The 20,997-nt window shown below is 66.6% G+C and carries 20 protein-coding genes; 11 read left to right on the top strand and 9 right to left on the bottom strand.

From position 1 onward, the window contains the following. Positions 1–116: 116 nt before the first annotated feature. Entirely contained in the window at positions 117–482 is a 366-nt protein-coding gene (locus HALXA_RS04055; protein WP_013879042.1) for a group I truncated hemoglobin, read from the bottom strand. Between the two features lie 225 nt (positions 483–707). Here HALXA_RS04055 and hemC point away from each other — a divergent pair, with 225 nt between their 5' ends. The 4 genes from hemC to HALXA_RS04035 all read left to right on the top strand — a co-directional run bounded on the left by hemC (position 708) and on the right by HALXA_RS04035 (position 5,016). Then, a complete protein-coding gene (gene hemC, locus HALXA_RS04050; RefSeq protein ID WP_013879041.1) occupies positions 708–1,898 on the top strand; it encodes a hydroxymethylbilane synthase in 1,191 nt (396 codons plus the stop codon). A gap of 15 nt (positions 1,899–1,913) precedes the next feature. Next, positions 1,914–2,729, top strand: a complete 816-nt coding sequence (gene cobA / locus HALXA_RS04045) for a uroporphyrinogen-III C-methyltransferase (protein ID WP_013879040.1) — start codon at positions 1,914–1,916, stop codon at positions 2,727–2,729. After that, positions 2,716–3,465, top strand: coding sequence for a uroporphyrinogen-III synthase (locus HALXA_RS04040; RefSeq protein WP_013879039.1), 750 nt, complete (start codon positions 2,716–2,718; stop codon positions 3,463–3,465). Before cobA ends, HALXA_RS04040 begins: the two co-directional genes overlap by 14 nt. Positions 3,466–3,537: 72 nt before the next feature. Beyond that, positions 3,538–5,016, top strand: a complete 1,479-nt coding sequence (locus HALXA_RS04035; protein WP_013879038.1) for a single-stranded-DNA-specific exonuclease RecJ — start codon at positions 3,538–3,540, stop codon at positions 5,014–5,016. A gap of 12 nt (positions 5,017–5,028) precedes the next feature. Here the strand turns inward: HALXA_RS04035 and HALXA_RS04030 are convergent, their stop codons facing one another. Next, positions 5,029–5,793 carry a PHP-associated domain-containing protein gene (locus tag HALXA_RS04030; RefSeq protein ID WP_013879037.1) on the bottom strand — a complete coding sequence of 255 codons (765 nt, stop codon included), beginning with the start codon at positions 5,791–5,793 and terminating at the stop codon, positions 5,029–5,031. A gap of 418 nt (positions 5,794–6,211) precedes the next feature. Between HALXA_RS04030 and HALXA_RS04025 the strand changes: the two genes are divergently transcribed. After that, entirely contained in the window at positions 6,212–7,165 is a 954-nt protein-coding gene (locus HALXA_RS04025) for a DUF7551 domain-containing protein (RefSeq protein ID WP_013879036.1), read from the top strand. Continuing rightward, positions 7,162–7,977: a DUF7260 family protein gene (locus tag HALXA_RS04020; protein ID WP_013879035.1), complete on the top strand. Its 816-nt coding sequence runs from the start codon at positions 7,162–7,164 to the stop codon at positions 7,975–7,977. The genes HALXA_RS04025 and HALXA_RS04020 overlap by 4 nt, the downstream gene beginning before the upstream one ends. A 61-nt stretch (positions 7,978–8,038) precedes the next feature. On the opposite strand, the gene HALXA_RS04015 is transcribed toward HALXA_RS04020, so the two are convergent. Further along, a complete protein-coding gene (locus HALXA_RS04015) occupies positions 8,039–8,446 on the bottom strand; it encodes a hypothetical protein (RefSeq protein WP_013879034.1) in 408 nt (135 codons plus the stop codon). A 186-nt stretch (positions 8,447–8,632) separates the two neighbouring features. Between HALXA_RS04015 and HALXA_RS04010 the strand changes: the two genes are divergently transcribed. Further along, complete coding sequence (locus HALXA_RS04010) at positions 8,633–8,950, top strand: DUF5783 family protein (protein ID WP_013879033.1); 318 nt, start codon at positions 8,633–8,635, stop codon at positions 8,948–8,950. 147 nt (positions 8,951–9,097) lie between these two features. Further along, positions 9,098–9,460, top strand: a complete 363-nt coding sequence (locus HALXA_RS04005) for a NifU family protein (RefSeq protein ID WP_013879032.1) — start codon at positions 9,098–9,100, stop codon at positions 9,458–9,460. A gap of 82 nt (positions 9,461–9,542) precedes the next feature. On the opposite strand, the gene HALXA_RS04000 is transcribed toward HALXA_RS04005, so the two are convergent. The 6 genes from HALXA_RS04000 to HALXA_RS03975 all read right to left on the bottom strand — a co-directional run bounded on the left by HALXA_RS04000 (position 9,543) and on the right by HALXA_RS03975 (position 16,992). After that, positions 9,543–10,469 carry a ketopantoate reductase family protein gene (locus HALXA_RS04000; protein WP_013879031.1) on the bottom strand — a complete coding sequence of 309 codons (927 nt, stop codon included), beginning with the start codon at positions 10,467–10,469 and terminating at the stop codon, positions 9,543–9,545. 84 nt (positions 10,470–10,553) lie between these two features. Then, the gene (locus HALXA_RS03995; protein ID WP_013879030.1) at positions 10,554–10,847 is read right to left on the bottom strand and encodes a DUF7130 family rubredoxin-like protein; all 294 of its coding nucleotides are present in this window, start codon (positions 10,845–10,847) and stop codon (positions 10,554–10,556) included. A gap of 268 nt (positions 10,848–11,115) precedes the next feature. Beyond that, complete coding sequence (locus HALXA_RS03990; RefSeq protein ID WP_013879029.1) at positions 11,116–11,454, bottom strand: DUF7130 family rubredoxin-like protein; 339 nt, start codon at positions 11,452–11,454, stop codon at positions 11,116–11,118. Positions 11,455–11,525: 71 nt separating this feature from the next. Next, the gene (locus HALXA_RS03985; protein ID WP_013879028.1) at positions 11,526–12,746 is read right to left on the bottom strand and encodes a BGTF surface domain-containing protein; all 1,221 of its coding nucleotides are present in this window, start codon (positions 12,744–12,746) and stop codon (positions 11,526–11,528) included. Positions 12,747–12,869: 123 nt separating this feature from the next. Further along, complete coding sequence (locus HALXA_RS03980) at positions 12,870–16,571, bottom strand: DNA polymerase II large subunit (protein ID WP_013879027.1); 3,702 nt, start codon at positions 16,569–16,571, stop codon at positions 12,870–12,872. A gap of 1 nt (position 16,572) precedes the next feature. Further along, a complete protein-coding gene (locus HALXA_RS03975; RefSeq protein WP_013879026.1) occupies positions 16,573–16,992 on the bottom strand; it encodes a PPC domain-containing DNA-binding protein in 420 nt (139 codons plus the stop codon). 292 nt (positions 16,993–17,284) lie between these two features. Between HALXA_RS03975 and HALXA_RS03970 the strand changes: the two genes are divergently transcribed. Genes HALXA_RS03970 through HALXA_RS03960 form a run of 3 tightly spaced genes read left to right on the top strand, consistent with a single transcriptional unit; the run spans position 17,285 to position 20,993 of the window. Beyond that, positions 17,285–18,961, top strand: coding sequence for an ABC transporter substrate-binding protein (locus tag HALXA_RS03970; protein ID WP_013879025.1), 1,677 nt, complete (start codon positions 17,285–17,287; stop codon positions 18,959–18,961). Positions 18,962–18,997: 36 nt separating this feature from the next. Continuing rightward, positions 18,998–19,996, top strand: coding sequence for an ABC transporter permease (locus tag HALXA_RS03965; RefSeq protein ID WP_013879024.1), 999 nt, complete (start codon positions 18,998–19,000; stop codon positions 19,994–19,996). Position 19,997: 1 nt separating this feature from the next. Next, positions 19,998–20,993, top strand: coding sequence for an ABC transporter permease (locus HALXA_RS03960; protein WP_013879023.1), 996 nt, complete (start codon positions 19,998–20,000; stop codon positions 20,991–20,993). Positions 20,994–20,997 lie beyond the last annotated feature (4 nt).

Here is a 20,997-nt window from a genome sequence, read left to right as displayed (position 1 = left end):
AAGAACGCCTCGAGCGTGACTTCTCCGTCGGCGCGCAAAAATAGCCTGCGAGAATTCGTGGTGCGGCCGCCGCGTCGGCGCCGTTGCCGGCGTGGTGGACGGTTCGATCTGCGCCGTCAGTTCGGAGCCGTGACGATGTCGTCTCGGTAGCTCTCGATCGCCTCGAGAACGGCCTGTCGGTCCTCCTCGCCGACGTCGAACTCCGCGAGCGTGTCGTCGAGGTGGGTGGCGATGGCCTTGAAGTCCGCGGGGGAGATACCCATCTCCTCGTGGGCGGCTTCCATCTCCTCGCCGGTGTACTCGACGGGGCCGCCGGTGACAGAACTGATGAACTGGGTCTGGTGGGCGCGCTGTTTCTGCATGTCGACGTCCTCGAAGTAGTGTGCGACCTGCTCGTCGGCCATAACGCGATCGTAGAATCGATCGACCACTTGGGCGATAGCGTCCTCGCCGCCGAGTCGATCGTACAGCGTGTCTGTCATCCACTCATATGTACCCCCTTGAAGAGAAATAATTGCCGTCCCGAACACGTTCCGCAAAATATATGTGTGTTTGTCCCACACAATGGCCGGATCAACCCGGAGCGTCGCTCTCTCGATAGAATCGCCCCGATCGGTTACCGAGTTCGCGGACCGGTGTCACGGGAGGGCATGCCCGACCGCCGGACAAGCGTGCGCTTTTCATACCCGAGGCACCGACTGACGCCTATGAGAACGCGCGGGACGCTGCGACTGGCGACGAGGGGGTCCACACTCGCCCGGCGACAGGCCACCCTGGTGAAGGAGGCGCTGGAAGACCGCCGGTACGAGGTGGAACTCGTCACGGTCGAGACCACGGGGGACCAGATCAGGGACGAACTCATCCACCAACTCGGCAAGACGGGGGCGTTCGTCCGGGAACTCGACGAACGCGTCCTCGAGGGCGACCTCGACGGCGCCATCCACTCGATGAAGGACATGCCGACCGAGCAGCCCGACGACCTCGTGACCGCCGCCGTCCCGGAACGCGGCCGGCCGGGCGACGTGCTCGTCACCCCCGACAGCTCGACCCTCGAGGAGCTCCCCGAGGGCGCGACCGTCGGCACCTCGAGCCTGCGGCGTCGCGCGCAACTGCTCTCCGAACGGGACGACCTGCAGGTCGAGCCCCTGCGCGGGAACGTGGATACGCGCCTCGAGAAGCTGCTCGCGCCCGCGCTGCAGGAAGAACACCAGCAGCGTTCGGAAGCGGACAAGGAGCGCAAGGCGAATACCGGCGACGAGGACTTCGAACCCGCGTACGACCGCACCGTCGACGAGTGGTTCGACGACCTCTCGGAACTCGAGCGTCAGGCCCTGGGTCGGGAGGTAGAGACGGAGTACGACGCGATCGTCCTCGCGCACGCGGGCCTCGAGCGCAGCGGGCTGGCCCACTACGTCGACTATCAGGAACTGCCGACGTCGACGTTCGTCCCCGCGCCGGGCCAGGGGGCGCTGGCCGTCACCGCGACCGACGGCGAGACGGCCCGCGACATTCAGAGCGCGATCGACCACCCGCGCAGCCGCGTGGAGACGACCGTCGAGCGGACGATCCTCGCGGAACTCGGCGGGGGCTGTATCGCACCGGTCGGCATCTACGCGGTCGTCCAGGGCGAGTACGTCCACGCCGACGTCACCGTCTTCGACCGGGACGGCGAGGAGTCGGTGACCGGCGCGCGGGACCTGCCGATCGAGCGCCACGCCGAGGCCGCCCGCGAGTTCGCGCGGGATCTCGCGGATCGGGGCGCTGCAGAACTGATCGAGCGGGCGCGGGAAGACGCGGGTGCCGACGCTGACGACGATACCGGGGCGGGCGATACCGACGATACCGATGGCGGCAGTACTGGCGGCGTTCCCTCGGAAGATAAGCCCGCGGGGAAATAGGTAGGATATACTGAGATGGACGCACGCGATATCGAGGCCGAACCCGGTACCGTCTACCTCGTCGGCAGCGGCCCCGGCGACCCCGGACTGCTGACCGTCAGGGCGAAAGCCTTGCTCGAGGATGCCGACGTCATCCTCCACGACAGGCTGCCGGGACCGAAAATCATCGGGATGCTGCCCGACGAGCGCTGCGAGTACGTCGGCAAGCACGCACAGGGTGAGCGAACGACCCAGTCGGAAATCAACGACCGGCTGGTCGAATACGCCCGCGACGGCAAGAAGGTGGTCCGACTCAAGGGCGGCGACTCGTTCGTCTTCGGCCGCGGCGGCGAGGAAGCGGAGTATCTGGCGAATCACGGGGTCCCTTTCGAGGTCGTCCCCGGGGTCACCTCCGCGATCGCCGCCCCCGCCGTCGTCGGGATTCCGGTCACCCACCGCGATCACGCCTCCTCGGTCTCCTTCGTCACGGGTCACGAGGATCCGACAAAGGACGAGTCGGCGGTCGACTGGGAATCGCTGGCCGAGGCCGGCGGCACCATCGTCGTCCTGATGGGCGTCAAGCGACTCCCCGACTACACCGCGGCGTTGCGCGAGGCCGGGATGAGTTCCGAGACGCCGGTCGCGCTCGTCGAACGCGGCACCTGGCCCGAACAACAGGTCGCGACCGGCACCCTCGAGACCATCGTCGAGGCCCGCGACGAGGTCGGAATCAGGCCGCCGGCCGTGACGGTGATCGGCGACGTCGCCGCCACCCGCGAATCGGTGCTCGACGCGCTGGAAAACGAGTACGCGCCCGTCGCCGACGGCCGCCGCGGTGATGGCGATGACTGACGACAACACGCCGACCGTCGCCGTCTTCCGCCCCGACGACGACCGCATCGCGGACGCCGTCGCCCTGCTCGAGGAACTGGGCGCCGAGCCGATCCCGGATCCGATGCTCGCCGTCGAGGCCACCGACGCGACGCCCCGCTCGGACGCCGACTACGTCGTCTTCACGAGCAAGACCGGCGCCGAACTCGTCTCCGAGGCGGGCTGGAAGTCCGGCGAGGAGACCGTCTGCGCGATCGGCCCCGCGACGGCCGACGCGCTCCGCGCCGAGGGGTACGCGGTCGATCTGGTCCCCGAGGCGTTCACCTCGAGCGGGCTGGTCGCGGCGCTCGAAGACCGCGTCGACGGCGCCCGCGTCGAGGTCGCCCGCAGCGACCACGGCAGCCCCGTCCTCCTCGAGGGCCTCGAGGACGCCGGCGCGTACGTCCACGAAACGATTCTCTACCGGCTAGTGCGGCCAGAGGGAAGCGGCGAGTCGGCCGAACTCGCCGCCGCCGGCGACCTCGACGTCGCCTGTTTCACCTCCTCGTTAACGGTCGAGCACTTCCTCGAGGCCGCCGCCGAACGCGGGATTCGCGACGACGCGCTGGCGGGGCTCGAGACCGCCACTGTCGGAGTCATCGGCGAACCGACCCGCGAGACGGCCGAAGACTGCGGGATAGACGTCGATCTGGTCGCCAGCGAGGCCACGTTCGAACGGCTTGCGCGCGAGACCCTCGAGGCAGTACGGAAGGACTGACCCGCAGCGCTGATCGAGTAGTGCCGAGAGAGTCCGCGACTTTATCACGAAAGCCGCCCCAAGAGATTCTCGATGGCTGGGCCGATCCCCGAACTCGAGGAGCGTGCGACCCGCTGTGCGCGACGACTGTGTGAGGCCGATCGCGTCCTGCTGGCGTCCCACATCGACGCGGACGGACTGACCAGCGCCGCGATCGCTGCGCAGGCCTTAGAGCGCGCGGCGATTTCCTTCGAGACGGTCTTCGAGAAGCAACTCGACGAGGACGCAATCGCCGACATCGCGGCGACCGACTACGACACCGTCCTCTTTACCGACTTCGGGAGCGGCCAACTCGATATCATCGGCGACCGCGAGGACGCCGGCGACTTCACGCCGGTCATCGCGGATCACCACCAGCCGGCCGACCGCGAGACCGAGTATCACCTGAATCCGCTGCTGTTCGGGATCGACGGCGCCTCGGAACTGTCGGGCGCCGGCGCAAGCTACGTTCTCGCGCGGGCGCTCGCCGAAGAATCCGATCAATCGGTGGCCGCGGACGGCGGCGCCGTCACGGTCGATTCTGGAACGCCCGCGCGCGCCGACAACCGCGATCTCGCGGCCCTCGCCGTCGTCGGCGCCGTCGGCGACATGCAGGCCTCCGGCGGCGAACTCCGCGGCGCGAACGAGCAGATCGTCGCCGAAGGAGTCGAGGCCGGCGTCATAGAGACCGGCAAGGACCTCGCGCTCTACGGCAAACAGACCCGGCCGCTCCCGAAACTGCTCGAGTACGCCACCGACGTCCGTATTCCGGGGATTTCGAACGACGAAGCCGGCGCCCTGCAGTTCCTCGAGGAGTTGGATCTCGAGTTGCAACGCGAGGAGGACGGCGAGTGGCGCCGGTGGGCCGACCTCTCGAACGAGGAAAAGCGGACCGTCGCCAGCGCGCTCGTCAAGCGAGCCGTCTCGCGGGGCGTTCCCGCGAAGAAAATCGAGAGTCTCGTCGGCACCGCCTACGTCCTCTGCGAGGAACCCGTCGGCACCGAACTGCGCGACGCCAGCGAGTTCTCGACGCTGCTGAACGCGACCGCCCGCTACGAGCGGGCCGACGTCGGCCTCGGGGTCTGTCTGGGCGACCGCGAGGGCGCGCTCGAGCAGGCCCGGACCCTCTTGCGAAACCACCGACGGAACCTCTCGGAGGGGATCGATCTCGTCACGCGAGAGGGCGTCACTCACGAGGACAACGTCCAGTGGTTCCACGCGGGCGACCGCATCCGCGAGACGATCGTCGGCATCGTCGCGGGGATGGCGATGGGCAACGAGGGGATCAGCCGCTCGAAGCCGATCGTCGCCTTCGCACAGAAGAACGACGAAGCGGTCAAGGTCTCGGCGCGCGGCACCCACTCGCTCGTCCGAAAGGGGCTGGACCTCTCGGTCGTGATGGGCGAGGCCTCGCGCGCCGTCGACGGCGACGGCGGCGGCCACGACGTCGCGGCCGGCGCGACCGTCCCGATCGGTCGCGAGGAAGAGTTCGTCGAGATGGCCGACGAAATCGTCGGCGAACAGTTGTCCTGACGGGGCGTTTTCCTACGACTTGGACCGCGAGCGCTTCATCGACGACGGCACCGTCGGCACGAGCGGCGCGTGGGAGGTCACGACGAAGGTTCCCTTTCGGACCGCCCCCTTCGCGTACTGGACCGCGCTCTTGCGGATCGGCGTTCGCTTCCCGCGGATCTGGGTCCGCCCCTCGAGGATGGCCTCGACGAGCTCGCCGCCGTCGATGTCGGCGCGGGTCGGGTTCTCGGCGTCGGGCGTGACGATCACCTCGGTGTAGGCCTTGCCGACGTTGGGCAGGTAGTGGGCGTCGCTGGCGCCGATCTCGGGATAGCCGCGGCGACGAGCGAAGGTTCGTGCGCGACGGTTCCGGTAGCCGGTAAAGAGCATCGAGTTGTAGGTTTCGATGGCGTCGACGTCGTCGACGTTGCGTTTCCGGATGCCGTGGCGACTGCGCTGGAACGGGTGGGGAACGATCGCGATCCCGCCGAGGTCGCGGACGGTCTGAACGGTCTCGCCGACGGGGCGACCGGGTTCGGGGCGTTCCTCGACGCCGATCGCCAGTAGGTGGCCGTGTTTCGTCGAGACTTCGACCCCCGGAATGCCGATCAGCCCGTACTCGGGCGCCAGTTCGGCGGCCCGCAGCGACTCGCCGATCTCGTCGTGGTCGGTGATAACGACGCCGTCGAGACCGATATCCGCCGCGTGCTCGAGGATGAGTTCGACGGGTTCGTGGCCGTCGTAGGAGTCGTCGGAGTGGACGTGAAAATCGATGGTAAACGGGATCTGGGTCGTCATAGGGGCGGGGAGATACGGCAAATAGCCCGTTGGACAGCATAAACGCTGTGTTGGCGATCGGGTTTCCGGCCGCGATTTGATATATCGATATTCAATTTATACGCTGTCGAGTAGCGTGATAAGGGTGATCGAGTAGCGCTTCCGACTCGAGGAGTGGAAAGCGCTACTGCGGCAGACGCGGTGGTTCATCGAAAGAGAGGCGGAGACCCGTCAAACGCCCAGGAATCGGAACAGTTGCGATCGACGGCAGGTATTAGGCTCGCCTAAAATCCAGTAGACTTATCTACCTTTAGGTTGGCCTAAACCATGAGTAAGGAGCGAGCCGCGGACGAGATCGGCCGCACCGGCGGACGATCGCCGCGCGGGTCGCGACGAACGGGCCGAGAGCCGGCTCGAACGCCACAGACAACGAGTATCCATGGTCGGAACGACACTGCGCGAAATACGCGATCGGATCGAACAGATAGCGAGCGAGGACGGCGAATTCTACGTCGTCTGCGCCCGGTCCGGCGAGCGACCGGTTCCCGTCGCCGGCAAGCGGTTCCCGACGCGCGAGGCCGCGGTCGACGCCGTCAGGGCGACCGAGCAGTACCGGGCCGCGCTGCGCCGGTACGACCCGCAGCTGCCGTTTTACGACCCCGTCGTCTGTCAGGTGGGACGGGATGCGGCCGCCGATCCGGCGCCGCCCGCGCCGAGCGCCGCCGATCCGGTTGACGACCGTCCGTCCTCGAGGTCGACGGACGCGATCGACAGCGGCCGACAACCGCTGATCGGGTTCTGCCACGACGTCTCGGGCGCCGTCTTCGAGGCGCTCTCGGCGCGCGACCACGCCGCCGCCGAGAGCGCGATCATGGACGCGTACCTCGCCGCCGCGGAGGCCGTGGCTGACCCGGACACCCTCTGTCTGGTGTTGCTCGAGAGCATGGCGACGGAGCTTGAGCGCCACCTCGCGCCAGACGAGCGCGTCGGGGTGCTCGAGGCGGCGGCGCGGAACCTGTTGCCGGTGCAGGCCGCCGGTGTCGAGGATCCGGTCGAAGCGAGCCTCGAGCACCTGCACTCGCTCTCGTTGATCTCCGAGTACGGCGTCGTTCGTCGGCCGCTCGACGCCGACGGCGGCAACGCGTGGGTCGTCTACCTGCGCGGCTACGCGATGGAAAGCAGCGAGCGACGGTTTCCGACGCTGCCGATCGGGATCGATCTGCTCCGTCGGACGGCCGAAGTCGGGGTGGACGGGGAGACGGAACCCGGCCGCCACGCGTCGCTCGGCGTCAGCGAAGCGAACGCGCTCGGCGACGACGACTGGCGCCTCGTGCTGACGACCGACGCAGCAGCGGACGGGTTAATTTGCGTCGAGGAGGGGGGCGAACCGTGACCGCAAACGCGACGACAACCGAGACGGCCACGACGGACGTCCACCGCGCGCTCGAGTGCGTCACCGAGCAGCGAGAGTCGGTCGCGGACCGGATCGACGCGTTCGAGTCGTTCGCCGCTCGCGTCCGCGAACTGCCGGCCGGCCCGTCCGCCACGACCGCCGGCCCGGTCGCGCAGGCGACGCCGACGGTGATGACGTCCCGGGCAGCCGGTACAGGGCCGACGACGCCTGATTCCTGCGCTATCGTCCGACAAACGTTCCTCGAGACGATCGTTCCCCACACCACCGTCGAGATAGACGGGGAAGAATCGGTCGTGCGAGCGCTCGCGGCGGAATTCTCGCGCGACATCGCCGTTGCGCTGACGACGAACGCGACCTGGACCGCGGAGCTGAAAACCGCCGTCATCGAGGCGGCGACGACGCGACGGTTCGAGGCCGAGCGGCTGCAGGAAGCGCTCGAGGCCGAAGCCGAGCGCCTCGAGACGCTCGTCGCCGACCTCGATCCGATCGTCGCGTGGCTCCGGTCGACGGCCGCGGAATCGCTGCAGCAGTACGGATTCGACGAGTTACAGGCGAAACACGACCGACTCGAGGAATTTTGCGAGCAGTTAGAGACGGGGATCGAGGAGCGACAGGAGCGGTTGCAGGAGCCGGTTCGGGAGGCCGGCGACGTGCCGTATCGCACGCTCGTGGAATCGGTCTACGCGTCGTTCGACGCGCGGTATCCGGTGCTCGCGACGCTCACTCGTCTGTGTCGGATCTGCCGGGAGTGTCAGCGAACGGTTCGCGATCACCTGGTTCGGCGGGCGTGATGCGGACGAGCGTCTCGTCGGTTAGTGCGGCGTCGAAAAACGGCGGAGTGCAGTCGGTACGTCACGCTTCGTTGCCGTCACCGGTAGCGTTCGAGCGGCCGTCCGGAACGAACTCCGAGAGCGAGATGCGATCGAGGACCGCAGTCACGTCGAACGGATCGTCGATCGACTCGGCCCGCTCGTGGACCCGGCGCATGCTCTCGAGGAGGCCCTCGACGGCGGCGCGTCTGGTCGAGACGAGGCCGATGGCTTCCGAGATTGAGCGGTCGCGCAGCGAGTACCGGTAGCGAAGCTCCCAGCAGTAGCCGAGTCCGAGTCGGGGGTGGGAGCGATCGGTTGTCGTTCGGTCCGCGACGAGTTCGATCGGGGGCTGCCTGTACCGGTAGGCGAACCGGTCGTCGCAGAGTTCAGCGGCGCCCCATCCCGGCGGTAACGCTTCCGGCGGAATGGGTCGCTGATCGATGGACATGTGATTCGTATTAACGGTTGAGTTCGAGGTGTCCGTTCCGCTTGCGTACGCAGTCACGTTTGTAGGCAGTCGATACCGTTTCAACCGAGTGGAGCGATTCGGTAACAGAATCTTAACGATAGTTATGGACGAATATTGCTGCGACCGATCGTCCGACTTTTGTCGTCGCTCGCGCTGCATTCCAGTATGGCCGACTTCGACCCCGAGAAATTCGAAGACAAGTACGCCAACTACTTCCCGGAACTCCAACAGGCGTACAAGAACGCGTTCAACCGGATGAACGACCGCTACGACTCCGAACTCGTCCACGCGATCGACCAGCAGGTTCTCAATGAGAGCGAACCCTTCTACGAGGGCGACGGCGAGTTCCGCGTTGAGCTCCCCGAGAACCCGTACGATCGGCTTTCCGGCGTTCTCGTCGAAGAGGAACGGTTCGAGACCGTCCTCGAGACCCACGTCGAGGAGATCGAGACGGAACTGCGACGGGTGTTCGACTTCGAGTAAGCCGCCGAGACGAGTCGCCCTCGTGGAAACGGACCGACGCCGCGGAACCGCTCGTGCGATCGTCACGACCGTCTTCTCGGCCGCTCGGTGCGAGAAGCGAACAGGTAGGACGGAAGGTTTAGGGGGACTCACACCCAAGGCAGTTCTATGAGCACGGAAACCCAGAACGACGGGGACGACCTCGAAGAGCGCGTCGCGAACTTCCTGCGGCGCAACTTCCCGCAGATCCAGATGCACGGCGGCAGCGCGGCGATTCAGGACCTCGACCGCGAGACCGGCGAGGTCTCGATCGCGCTGGGCGGCGCCTGCAGCGGCTGCGGTATCTCGCCGATGACGATTCAGGCGATCAAGAGCCGCATGGTTAAGGAAATCCCGGAGATCGAGCAGGTCAACGCCCACACCGGCATGGACGGTGGCGGCGACATGGGCGGCGGCATGGAGCCGTCGTTCCCCGGCGAAACCGTCGACGACGACGGCGAACCCGACGAAGGCCCCGAAGCACCGTTCTAAGTCGTCTCCAGCCGATATCCCGTTTTATTGTTTTCAGCCGCGTAGCCGGACGTTCGGCGGTCGCGTCCGCACCGAGTAACACCTACCGCAGCCCCTGACCGCGCTCCCACGCTCGAACGAGCGCCGTCAACGTCCGATTCGTCGGCACCTCGAGACCTCGCTCGCCGGCTCGATCGACGATATAGCCGTTGATCGCGTCGATCTCGGTTCGACGGCCCGCGAGGACGTCCTGGCGCATCGACGACGTGTTCGCGGCCGTGTGCTCGGCGACCCGCTCCATCGCAGCGAGTGCCTCGCGGTTCGGTACTCGGACGTCACAGGCGCGAGCGACGCGGGCCGTCTCCCGTGTCGCCGCTCGCGCCACGTCGTTCGCCGGCGCCTCAAGCACCGCTCCGTTTTCGGTCGCCGTCAGCGCCGTTATCGCGTTGATACCGGCGTTAACGGCGGCTTTTTCCCACAGCCGCCGGGGCATGTCCGTCGCGACCGTCGTCTCGAGTCCGGCAGCGGTCAAGGCCCGGCCGATCCGGTCGGCAAGGGCCGATTCACCGCCTTCGCGGGCGCCGAGGGTGATCTCGCCGACGCCGGTACAGGCGACGCGACCCGGCCCCCGGAGCAACGCGCCGTAGGTCGCCGTGCCGGCGAGTACCGGCACGTCGAGGCGGTTCGCCAGCTGCTCCTCGTTTCCCAGCCCGTTCTGCAGGGAGAGCACGGCGTCGAACGAACCGGTCGCAAGCGCGTCGGCGGCCGCCTGGGTGTCGAAGGCTTTGACCGCGACGATCGCGAGGTCCGCCTCTTGGTTCCGGCCGTCGGTCGTCGCGGTCGGCCGGGTGGTCGTCGGCGTCTCGCCCTCGAGGGCGCCGTCGTCGGTGCCGTCCTCGAGACGGAGCCCGGACTCGCGAACCGCCGTCACGTGGTCCTCGCGGCCGACGAGCGTGACGTCGTACTCGCGAGCCAGTAGGCCGCCGACGAGACTCCCCAGGCTCCCCGCCCCGAAAACGAGCGTCTCCATGCCACGAGGTGGACCGAGCGCGGTAAAACGGTTTTCGTCGGGACCGCGCCGGCCGTGGACGGTCGCGGCCGCAGGCGGGGCGCCTCAATCCTCCGTCCAGTAGTACAGTTCCTCGCGCTCGGCGCCGCAGTTCGGGCACTCATCCGGGACATCGTCCTCGAGACGACCCATCTCGCCACACTCCCAGCAGCGCCACATGAGTTCGGCCTCGCCGAACTGCTGGCCGGATCGGACGTGTTCGACGCTCAGCCCCTGAATCCCGTCCCGAAGGGAGATGTAGAGGCCGTCCTCGTCGATGCCACGAATCTGGCCGATTTTGGTTCCGTCCTCGGTGTAAACCGTCGCTCCGAACGTGAGCTGGGATCGTTCTGTGGCCATCTGACTCACCGCTGGTAAACTACGACTCGAGCGGCTATAAATCTCTACGCGCTATATAGAATTGCTGGAGATCGAGGAGACGCCGACGCGATCGAACCGTCGAGTACAACCGTCGGATCGTCGATTGACGGCACAGCGAGTCTCGCGGACGGTACGCCGCGCTCGCGTGACGAACTCGAGGAGAAGTCGACTCGAGAGAGCTCGGAATGGATGAGAAGGATCGGCGGCGGGACCCGACCGAACCGTCAGCGCGGCGATCAGCGGCAGTTTAGTCTTCGGTCCAGTACATCAGGTTCTCGCGTTCGGTCCCGCAGTTCGGGCACTCGTCGGGCAGTCCGTCGTCGATGTCGCCCATCTGCCCGCACTCCATGCAGCGCCACATCAAATGTGCTTCGCCGAACTCGTGGCCCGAGCGAGCGTGTTCGACGCTCATCCCTTCAGCTCCTTCGCGAGTCGTGACGAAGAAGCCGCTCTTTTCGAGCCCGCGGACGTGACCGAGCTCGTTGCCGTCCTTGTCGTAGACTGGCTCCCCGAGGTTGACGTCGTGGACCTCCTCGACGGCCTCCTCGTCGCCCTCCTTCGCCGGTGTCTCGCCAGTTTCGACCATGTGAGAACGTCGGCCGCGACGGGGATAAAGACACAGCGCGCATTGTGCGGGGCCGCAAACGCGGCCGATACTCACCGCCTGAGACGGTCCGCTGCGATACCGAACGCAACGAGCGAAACGACGACGCCGAATCCGGGGACCGAATCGTCCGTCGATTCTTCGACCGACGCGCTCTCGTTGCTCGATTTGGCCGCTCCGTCGGTCGCGTTCGCACCGTCGACGACGGCGACGGATCGTTCCTCGAGGAGTTCGGACGGCGAGTAGACTCTGACCGTCGCCCCGACCCCGGCGTCGACACCGTCGAGATCGAACGCGACCCGCGCGGTGCCGTTTTCGTCGACCGTCGCCGTCGATTCGCGGACGAACCGCTCGGGAGAGACGAGCACCGCGTCGAGTTCCGCGCCCGCCTCCGCGTCGACGTCGAGCGTGACCGACGCCGACGACTCGTTCTCGAGCGTGATATCTGCATTCGCCGCCGATCGGTCGTCTTGCTCGGGCGCAATCACGTAGACGGGGTGTTCCGCGGAGACGTTCGCGTCGTCGCTGCGGGCGACGAGATCCGCTTGCTGCGGGGCGGCGTGATCCCCGAGGTCGAACGTCACGGTAGCGACGCCGCTTTCATTGACCGTCGTCGACTCGGTCAGGACGAAAACCCCCGGTGCCGACAGTCGGACCTGGAGTCGATCGCCCTCGGCCGCCCCGTCCGGTTCGAGCGCGATCGTTTCGGCCGAGTCGTTCTCGAGGAGGAACCAGCCGCGGTCGGTCGGAGTGACGGGATCGTCGTGCTCCTCGGCGGCGTTCTCGCTTCGCTCGTCCGCCGCGGTGACGACGACGCGCGTGTCGTCGATAACGGACTCGTCGTCCGCGTTCGACTCGAGCACTGCGAGCTCGTAACTCGCCGGATCCAGCGCCGACTCGAGTTCCGATTCGTCGCTGACCTCGAGCGACGCGTCGCCTGCGACCGAAATCGGCGATTCGGAGTCGGCCGTCGCGCTCGGATCGATCCGGATCGTTACCGTCTCCGAGTCGCCCGAATCGATCGTTCCGGCGAGTTTGTAGTTGAGACGCTCTTCGTCGCCGAATCGAACGGGAATTTCGTTCGCGTCGCCGACCGTTACGTTGACGGTCGCAGTCTCGTTTTCCGTCACGTCGACGGTATCCGAAGCGAACGACGGATCGTCGGCAGCGGCGACGGCGCTCGCACCCGCGGAGAGGACACAGAGGGCGACCAGTCCGGCCGCGAGCAATCGCTTCCACGTCGATACGCCTGCTATGGGGGACCAATTACCCATACTCGATAGTAGTTACCGTTCTATAATATATTCTTCGTTGACAGAAAAGCGGTACCAACCCGACCGCAGTTCACGAATCGACTATCGACGGACGCGGCAACGACGACGAGCCGACGGACCGGTTCACATGAAGTCCTCGATCCCGCTTTGTTTGTTCTTGTCGTTCTCGAAGATGCTCTCGAGCGACCGCTCGAGCACTTCTAACCGCTGTTTCGTGTAGTCCCGACAGTCGTACTCCTCGGCGACCTGGATCGCGGTCTGCATGTACTTGTTGACTGACCCCTGGTGGACGGTGAGGTTGACCTGGCCGCCGCACTCCCGACACTCGCCGGTCAGCGGCATCCGGCGGAACTTCTCGCCGCAGTCGAGACACCGCGTCTCCTGCCGCGAGAAGGCCCGCAGGTTGCCGATCAGATCCGGCAGGAAGTGGTACTCGATGACCCGTTCGGCGACGTCGGTCTCGTCGACGGCCTCGAGTTTCCGCGAGAGCTCGAGCTGGGCGTCCATCTTTTCCATCATCGAACCCAGCGTCTTGTACGCCGAGAGGTCGGGCCCCATCGCGATGTCGGTGGTGTCGTGGGTGTGCTCGAAGCCGGTGTACTCGCCGTCCGTCCCGAGGGTGTCCTCGGCGATCTGGATGTCGACCTCCTCGGGGTCAGCCTGCTCGCGAGTGGCTTCGTAGAATTCCCGCGGATACTGCCGGACGATGTCCATGTTGTGGGCCTCGTCGTCGATCTCGGAGGGATCGATCCGGGAGGACATGACGAGCGGGGCGTCCATCTTCCCCCCACGCTGGTCCGGCAAGAAAGACTTACTGAAGTTGAGAAGTCCGTCGAGAAGCAGCATCACGCAGTCCTCGTCGCCGTCGCAATTTCTTCGTTTCGCGGCGTGAAAGTACGGATGAGCGTATCCCACGGCGGCACTGGTGAAACCAATCACACGGCCGACAGTTGCGGCGCTCGTGTGGGGTGCCATGCCGAACACCAACTCGCCAACGAGGTCCTGGCGATCGTCGATCTTGTAGAACGGCTCGAGGCCGTAGTACTGCTCCAAGAGGTCGTCGATGAAGTCCGCCGTTTTGATCATGTGCTCGGCGGCGCCGTCCGAGAGGACGATGTCCTGCACTTTGAGCTCGATCAGCTGGTCCTCGTGGGTCAGCGGCTCGCCGTGGATGTCCGCATCGTAGCCGAGCGCCTGGAGCTGGCCGACGTCGACGTCGAGTTCGCTGGCCCGGACGGCCGTCACGGGCAGGTCGGTCATGTCGTAGCGGACGGTGCCGTCCTTGAACGTCGAGACGTCGTGTTTGGCCCGCAGGATCCCCTTTTCGATCGGTTCGGGAACCTTGTTCGTCGAGGATAGTCCCTTGACGCCTTTCAGGATCTCGAAGGCGTTCTCGCGCTCGCCGACCGACTCGAGCGCGCTTCGGAACTCCTCGTTGACGTCGATCTCGCGGGGTTCGACGCAGGTGCCCTCGACCTCGCAGCGGTCGCACTCGACGCGGCCGGCGTCGTCGGGCTCGAGGCGCTCGTCGCAGTCGGGACAGCGGTAGTCGGGTTCGGTCCGCGCGTTGCAGTCGGGACAGCGGTTCTTGAACGTCTCCGTATCGCAGTCGGGACAGCGCTGGCGGCCGACCTGCACCTCGACGATACCGGGGGTGTCCTGCATCGTCTCGGCGTGTTTGGCAGCGTCGGCGACGTTGCGCTGCGTGCCGCCGGCTTCGCCGATCGGGAACAGGGTGTGGACGGCGGGGCTCAGGTCGCGGCTCTCCGACTTCTCGGGCCGGCCCATCCGGTTGCCGATCCGCGTGGGCGAGCGCTCGCGAACCTCGAAGGGGGCGACCTCGTTGACCGCCTCGATGGCGTTGTCGCCCTCCGCCTCGTGGCCCCAAGTGCGGGCGCGCTCGGAGAGGTCGTCGTCGGTCCAGGTGCGCTCGAGTTCGACGGTCGGTTCCTCGGGGTCGGTGTCGGGCTCGCGTTCCGGCTCCTCGCCGCGACCGTCGGGATCCGGCTCGAGGGCGGCCCCGTCGGCGACTGCCTGCCGCGGCTCGCAGCCGACCGTGCGGACGAACGGCCGCCAGTCGTCGATCTCGATTCGGTCCTCGCCCTCGCGCTGGCGGTGCTCGAGGACGATCGTCTCGAGCGCGTCGGCGACGGCGTCGTCGTGCTCGAGGACGAGGATGCTGTCGTCCCCGTTGCCGTTCACGCTGCCGTCGCCGTCCTGCTCGATCCGTCCCTCGGCGACCGCCGCCGCGAGGTTACAGAAGGCGTCGACCGAGATGTCGTGCCAGAGGTAGGTGTACTCCGGATGGAGGGGCGCGTCGTACTCGACGGCCCACTCTACGGCCTCCTCGGGGTCGGGGAACTCGAGGTCGATCCGGGGATCGTCCTCGAGGGCCTGGACGTCGGCGCCGGCGGCCTCGAGGTCCTGGACCCACCACTCGTAGGTGTAGGAGGCCGGTGCGAGCGGGTGATTGTTCTCGACGAACTCGCCGTAGTTGACGAGGTACTCGCCGAGGTCCAGAATCTTCTCGACGCCGTTGCGGATCTCGAGGGCGTCCTCGGGGTCGTCGATCCGGCGGACGTCGCCGTTGGCGAGTTTGACGGTCGGCCCCTCGATGGAGTCGACGGGGACGACGCCGGCGGCCTTTCCGGGCCGCTCGGTCTTGATCTGGGTCCCGGTCGCGAGGAAGTCGTCGACGAGGTGCATCGCGGCGGGGTGGACGCCGGCGGTCGCGAAGCCGTGGTTGCGCGCGCGGCCGTAGCGCAGCCGGAAGCCGCCCTCCGCGCAGGGGTGGGAGAAGACGGGCCGGCCGGCGATCAGGTCCCGGAGGAACTTCTTCGATTTGTCGACGCGCGGGGGACCTTGCGGTTCGTCGGATTCGGTACCGTCGTCGGCGTCCTCGGCAGCTGCGTCGTCCCCGTCATCGGCGGATTCCTCGTCGGCGTCGTCAGCTTCGTCTTCGCTTTCCTCGTCACCCGCGTCATCGTAGTAAGTGCCGTCGATCAGATCCTGCAGCCACGGCCAGTCGACCTCGTCCAGATTGCGGGTGTAGCGCTGGATCTTCGGGGCCTTCAGCGCGATCCCTTCGGCCATGACGAGACACATCCCGCCGCGGGCGCTGTTGGTGTCGACCCGCTCCAAGTCGCGAAAGCCGGAGACCTCCTCGTCGCCGGTGGCCTCCCCGTCCAGCATGATCGGCATGTGCTTCGCGATAAATTTCGTCTCCTTGTCCTTGGGCGTGTACTGGAGGCCGGTCTCCTTGTCGTAGAGGGCGATTTCCTCGGCGTAGCGTTCGATCTCCTCGTCGCGGGCCTTGAACTGGTCGATGCCCACGAGCGCGCGGGTGTAGTCCGCCACGAGCACCGAGAGGGCCTGCGCGGTCCCGCCCGCCGAGCGGATCGGGCCGGCGTAGTAGACGTTGACGAACTCGGTGCCGTCGTCGTTCTCTAAGATTTCGACCTTGTCGATCCCCTCGATGGGTGCGGCGACGACGCCCTCGGTCAGCAGGGCCACCGCGGTGCGGACCGCGCCCTCGACCTTCCCCGCCTTGGTCTCGTAGTCGCCGACGCGTCCCTCGGCGAAGTCCTCCGCGAGTTCGAGCGCTGCCTCCTCGCGGGACATCTCCCCCTCGAGTTCGCGGACCCGCTCGGCGACGCCGTCGATCCCGAGGATGTTCTCGACGCGGTCGGCCATGTCCCGCGCGGTCGGAATCTCGACTTCGGGTTTCGGGTCGCCGCCGCGCTGTTTGGCCGTCTCCGCCACGTCGAAAGCCTCGTCGAGGCGGGATTCGAGCGTCTGGAAGTACTGCTCGTCTTCCTCGCGCATGTCAGAGCCAGAGGTCCAGTTCGGTCGTCTCGTCGTACTCGCGCTCGAGCGGTTCCTCGAAGACGCGCATGTGGACCTCGCCGGCCCAGACCGTCGCCTCGTTCAGGTGGCCGGCGTAGGTCGTGCCCTCGTCGTCCGAGAGCACGGCGTGGGTGTGGGCGAAGCGGTCGTCGTCGAGCAACGAGACGTTGCCGACGCACCCGGCCACCTCGAGCGGTTCGTCGAACTCGATCGGATAGTACTCGCACTCGTCTTGATCGTAGAACCAGAGTTCCGCGTCCTGCACGGCGCCGAGCGCGGTAAACCACGCCGCGTCGGCCTCGACGTCGTCGGCGAGCGATTCGATCTCGGCCCGCCAGTCGGCCCCCGTCTCGAGACTGGCCACGTACTCGGCCGTCGTCTCGACCTCGCGATAATCCATACGTTCACGTCTGATGGACGGCATCAAAAAGGTTGAGGAACCCCGTCGCTCGAGGGGGCGCGCGACCGACGGACGGTCGGATCGATGTCGCATCGAGGCAGGTCGAAACACGCTCGAGGCCAGCGGATGACCGGCCCTGCACAGGTGTCCACCGTGTGCCACGTTCGTTCGGTGGTGTACACCCCGATACGCGTAACACGATATTACACGCGTTTCGATTCGATTAGTAATCCATCGAACGTTAGTTTGGTAGACGATAACAAAGACCGGTCGGCGGCGTATCGTAGGGAGAATGGGATATCAGTCACCGACTTCGACTCGCCGTCGAGTCCTAGCCGCCGGTGGGGCGGTTTCGGCGGCGGCCATCGCAGGGTGCATCGGACAGGAGGACGGCGGCGACGGCGACGGTGACGGGAACGCCACCGCCAACATCAGCGACTACCAGTACGACCGGGAGGAGCCCGACGACGAGGAGGCGGCCCGCAGCAGTTCCCTCGAGTTCCTCCAGCCCGCGGAACGGGACGAGGACTTCGACCCCGTCGTCTCGTTCGACTCCTACAGCATGCAGGTCGCGAACCTCGTGTTCGACGGCCTCTACGAGTGGGACGACGAGATGACCCTCGAGCCGAAGATCGCCGACGGGATGCCCGAGGAGCAGGACGGCACGACCTACGTCTTCCAGATTCAGGAGGGCATCCAGTTCCACAACGGCGACGAGGTGACCGCCTCGGACGTGGCTCACTCGTTTACCGCGCCCGTCGAGGAGGAGACCCAGAACGCGGCGACGTACGCGATGATCGAGTCGGCCGAAGCGATCGACGACTACCAGCTCGAGGTGAGCCTCGAGCACGAGTACGGGCCGTTTACCATGATGACGATGGGCGTCAACGTCGTGCCGGAAGACGCCCGAACCGAGGACCGGGAGGCGTTCAACACCGATCCGATCGGCTCCGGTCCCTTCCAGTTCGCGGACTTCCAGCCCGGCGAGTACGTCGAACTGCAGCGCTGGGACGACTACTGGGACGACCCGCAGCCCTACGTCGAGACGATCCGGTTCGAGGCGGCGCCGGACGACGCGAACCGCGTCGCACAGGTGCTGGCCGGCGATACGGACGTCATCGACACGGTGCCGGCCACGGAGTGGGACGAGGTCGAGAGCGAGGACGGCGTCCGGATTCACGGGAGCCGGAGCCCGTCGTACATGTACCTCGCCTTCAACTGCAACGAGGGGCAGACGACCGATCCGGACGTCAGACGGGCCGTCGCCCACTCGTTCTCGATGCAGCAGTTCGTCGAGGACCACCTCGGGGCCGCGGCCGACGCGCTCGTGAGCCCGATTCCGGAACTGACCAACGAGGAGGGCGGCTGGGAGTTCCCCACGGACGAGTGGGCGGACCAGATGCCCGAGTACGACCCCGATCAGGCCGAACAACTGCTCAACGACGCCGGTGTGCCCAACGACTGGGAACCCCGGATCATCGCCCCGGAGGGCGGACCGCGGGAAGCGCTGGCCGAGCGGATCGGCTCCCGACTCAACGAAGTCGGCTACGGGGCAGACGTTCAGGGGATGTCGTTCGCGACGCTCGTCGACACCTACGTGACCGGCAACGCCGACGACTACGAGATGTACCTGCTGGGCTGGACCGGCGGCCCCGACCCCGACGTCTACTACTACAACCTGTTCCACGAGAGCCAGGAGGGCGTCGGCCAGGGCCACTTCTACGGGGGACAGGGCGACTTCCACGACAACATCCTCGCAGCCCGCGAGAGCGCCGACAAGGAGGAGCGCCGGGAGCTCTACGTCAGCGTCACCGAGGAGGTACTGGAGTACCTGCCGGTGCTGCCGGCCTACTCGGAACACAACACGATGGCCGCCCGCGAGTCGGTCAAGGACCTGCACGCGCACCCGGAGGTGAGCTACAACCCGCGCATCGTCTCCGAGTACCAGAACACCTGGATCGACGGCTGACGATCGAGGAGCGCGCAACCGCTCGAGAGCCACGCTATGGGACTACTCCGCTACACGACCTACCGATTCGCGCAGGCGATCCCCGTCCTGATCGGCATCTCGATCATCACGTTCGTCCTCGCGAACATGACGCCGGGCGACCCGATCAGGCTGATGGTGCAGGGCCAGGAGGTCGACGCCGAAACGATCGCGCAGCTCGAGGCGCAGTACGGCCTCGACAGGCCGCTCCACGAGCGATACCTCGACTATATGGCCGGCCTCGTGCAGGGCGATATGGGCCACAGTTTCCACCGGAACCGGCCCGTCTCGGACCTGATCGCCCGGCGGATCGGGCCGACCCTGCTGCTCGTCCTGTCGGCGTACGCGTTCGCGCTGGTCACGTCGATCCCGCTGGGCATCCTCGCGGCCAAGCGGCGCAACGAGCCGTTCGACCACGTTTCGCGGATCGTCGCGCTGATCGGCGTGAGCACCCCCTCGTTCTGGATCGGCATCATGCTGATCCTGCTGTTCGGCGTCCAGTTGGGCTGGTTCCCGTCGTCGGATCTGGTCTACCCCTGGTGGCCGCCGGACGCGTACGGCCACGACGGCTACCTCGAGCACGCTGTCGAGACGGTTCGGCACCTGCTGTTGCCGATGATCGCGCTGGGGACCCTGCAGATGGCGACGCTGATGCGGGTCGAGCGCACGCAGATGATCGACTCGCTGCAGGGCGAGTACGTCAAACTCGCGCGGGCCTACGGCGTTCCCGAGCGGACGATTCTGCGCAAGCACGCCTTCCAGGTCGCCCAGTTGCCGATCATCACGATCGTCGGGCTCAACCTCTCGACGGCGCTCGGCGGCGCGGTGCTGACCGAGTTCGTCTTCAACATCAACGGCCTCGGGCGGCTGTTCTACGAGGCGATCGTCCAGTTAGACTACCAACTCATCATGGGAATCACGATGATCATCGCGACGATGTTCGTGATCGGCGTCATCATCACCGACATCGCGTACGCGTACATCGATCCGCGCGTGACCTACGGGGAGGCTGAGTAGCATGGCAGTTGGCGAAACCCAGGTCGAGAGCGGTACCGAGCCGGCCACGAAGGAAACCGAGACCGGGTGGCGCAACACGCTCCGGACTGTCATGCGCGATACGACCGCCCGCTGGGGACTGTACGTCATCGCGACGGTCCTGCTGATCACGGCGTACACGCTCGTCGACGCGAACCTCTCGCGGCTTACGTTCGGCGCCGTCTCCGATTTCACGTTCGCCGAGACGCTGCCGATCTTCGAACACCCCGAGAACCTGCCGCCGCCGGGCGAAGCCCAGCCGAACGAACCCCCCGCATTTCACGCCGGCGGGTCGCTCGAGCACCCTCTGGGAACCGACCCGAGCGGCCGGGACTACTTCACTCGGATCGTCTACGGCGCGCAGGTGTCGGTTAGCGTCGGGCTCGCGGCGACCTTCCTCGGGCTGGTCGGCGGGACGATCGTCGGCGCCGTCGCCGGGTACTACGGCGGCTGGGTCGACGACCTGCTGATGCGGGCGATCGAGACGGTGTACGCGATCCCGCCGCTGATCCTGATCATCGTCTTCACGGTGTTCGTCAGCGGCGGCAGCCCGGACGTGATGTACGCCATCGTCGGCGTCGGCGTGGCCTTCATCCCGGTGTTCGCCCGGATCATCCGCAGCGAGGTGCTGTCGGTCCGCGAGATGGACTACATCGAGGCGGCCCGCGCCGCCGGCGTCAAGGACCGCAACATCATCCTGCGCCACGTCATCCCGAACAGCTTCGCGCCGGTGCTCGTGTACGCGACGCTCCAGATCGGCGTGACGATCCTGATCGTCGCCGGCATCTCGTTCCTCGGCTTCGGCGCCCAGCCGCCGACGCCCGACTGGGGCGAGATGCTCAACACGTCCCACAGCTACATGCACTCGAACGTCTGGCTCTCGATCTGGCCCGGCCTCGCGATCATGATCACCATCATGGGCTTCAACCTGTTCGGCGACGGTCTGCAGGACGCCCTCGATCCCCGAATCAACGACTGACACG

The sequence above is a fragment of the Halopiger xanaduensis SH-6 genome, assembly GCF_000217715.1.
Lineage (GTDB): Archaea > Halobacteriota > Halobacteria > Halobacteriales > Natrialbaceae > Halopiger > Halopiger xanaduensis.
The sequence above is the reverse complement of the archived record's forward strand: the minus strand, read 5'-3'. Positions and strand labels throughout refer to the sequence as shown.

What these genes read in the sequence shown, in the direction of transcription:
- HALXA_RS04055 (WP_013879042.1), bottom strand. Translation starts at nt 482, where the DNA reads ATGACAGACACGCTGTACGATCGACTCGGCGGCGAGGACGCTATCGCC.
- hemC (WP_013879041.1), top strand. Translation starts at nt 708, where the DNA reads ATGAGAACGCGCGGGACGCTGCGACTGGCGACGAGGGGGTCCACACTC.
- cobA (WP_013879040.1), top strand. Translation starts at nt 1,914, where the DNA reads ATGGACGCACGCGATATCGAGGCCGAACCCGGTACCGTCTACCTCGTC.
- HALXA_RS04040 (WP_013879039.1), top strand. Translation starts at nt 2,716, where the DNA reads ATGGCGATGACTGACGACAACACGCCGACCGTCGCCGTCTTCCGCCCC.
- HALXA_RS04035 (WP_013879038.1), top strand. Translation starts at nt 3,538, where the DNA reads ATGGCTGGGCCGATCCCCGAACTCGAGGAGCGTGCGACCCGCTGTGCG.
- HALXA_RS04030 (WP_013879037.1), bottom strand. Translation starts at nt 5,793, where the DNA reads ATGACGACCCAGATCCCGTTTACCATCGATTTTCACGTCCACTCCGAC.
- HALXA_RS04025 (WP_013879036.1), top strand. Translation starts at nt 6,212, where the DNA reads ATGGTCGGAACGACACTGCGCGAAATACGCGATCGGATCGAACAGATA.
- HALXA_RS04015 (WP_013879034.1), bottom strand. Translation starts at nt 8,446, where the DNA reads ATGTCCATCGATCAGCGACCCATTCCGCCGGAAGCGTTACCGCCGGGA.
- HALXA_RS04010 (WP_013879033.1), top strand. Translation starts at nt 8,633, where the DNA reads ATGGCCGACTTCGACCCCGAGAAATTCGAAGACAAGTACGCCAACTAC.
- HALXA_RS04005 (WP_013879032.1), top strand. Translation starts at nt 9,098, where the DNA reads ATGAGCACGGAAACCCAGAACGACGGGGACGACCTCGAAGAGCGCGTC.
- HALXA_RS04000 (WP_013879031.1), bottom strand. Translation starts at nt 10,469, where the DNA reads ATGGAGACGCTCGTTTTCGGGGCGGGGAGCCTGGGGAGTCTCGTCGGC.
- HALXA_RS03995 (WP_013879030.1), bottom strand. Translation starts at nt 10,847, where the DNA reads ATGGCCACAGAACGATCCCAGCTCACGTTCGGAGCGACGGTTTACACC.
- HALXA_RS03990 (WP_013879029.1), bottom strand. Translation starts at nt 11,454, where the DNA reads ATGGTCGAAACTGGCGAGACACCGGCGAAGGAGGGCGACGAGGAGGCC.
- HALXA_RS03985 (WP_013879028.1), bottom strand. Translation starts at nt 12,746, where the DNA reads ATGGGTAATTGGTCCCCCATAGCAGGCGTATCGACGTGGAAGCGATTG.
- HALXA_RS03980 (WP_013879027.1), bottom strand. Translation starts at nt 16,571, where the DNA reads ATGCGCGAGGAAGACGAGCAGTACTTCCAGACGCTCGAATCCCGCCTC.
- HALXA_RS03975 (WP_013879026.1), bottom strand. Translation starts at nt 16,992, where the DNA reads ATGGATTATCGCGAGGTCGAGACGACGGCCGAGTACGTGGCCAGTCTC.
- HALXA_RS03970 (WP_013879025.1), top strand. Translation starts at nt 17,285, where the DNA reads ATGGGATATCAGTCACCGACTTCGACTCGCCGTCGAGTCCTAGCCGCC.
- HALXA_RS03965 (WP_013879024.1), top strand. Translation starts at nt 18,998, where the DNA reads ATGGGACTACTCCGCTACACGACCTACCGATTCGCGCAGGCGATCCCC.
- HALXA_RS03960 (WP_013879023.1), top strand. Translation starts at nt 19,998, where the DNA reads ATGGCAGTTGGCGAAACCCAGGTCGAGAGCGGTACCGAGCCGGCCACG.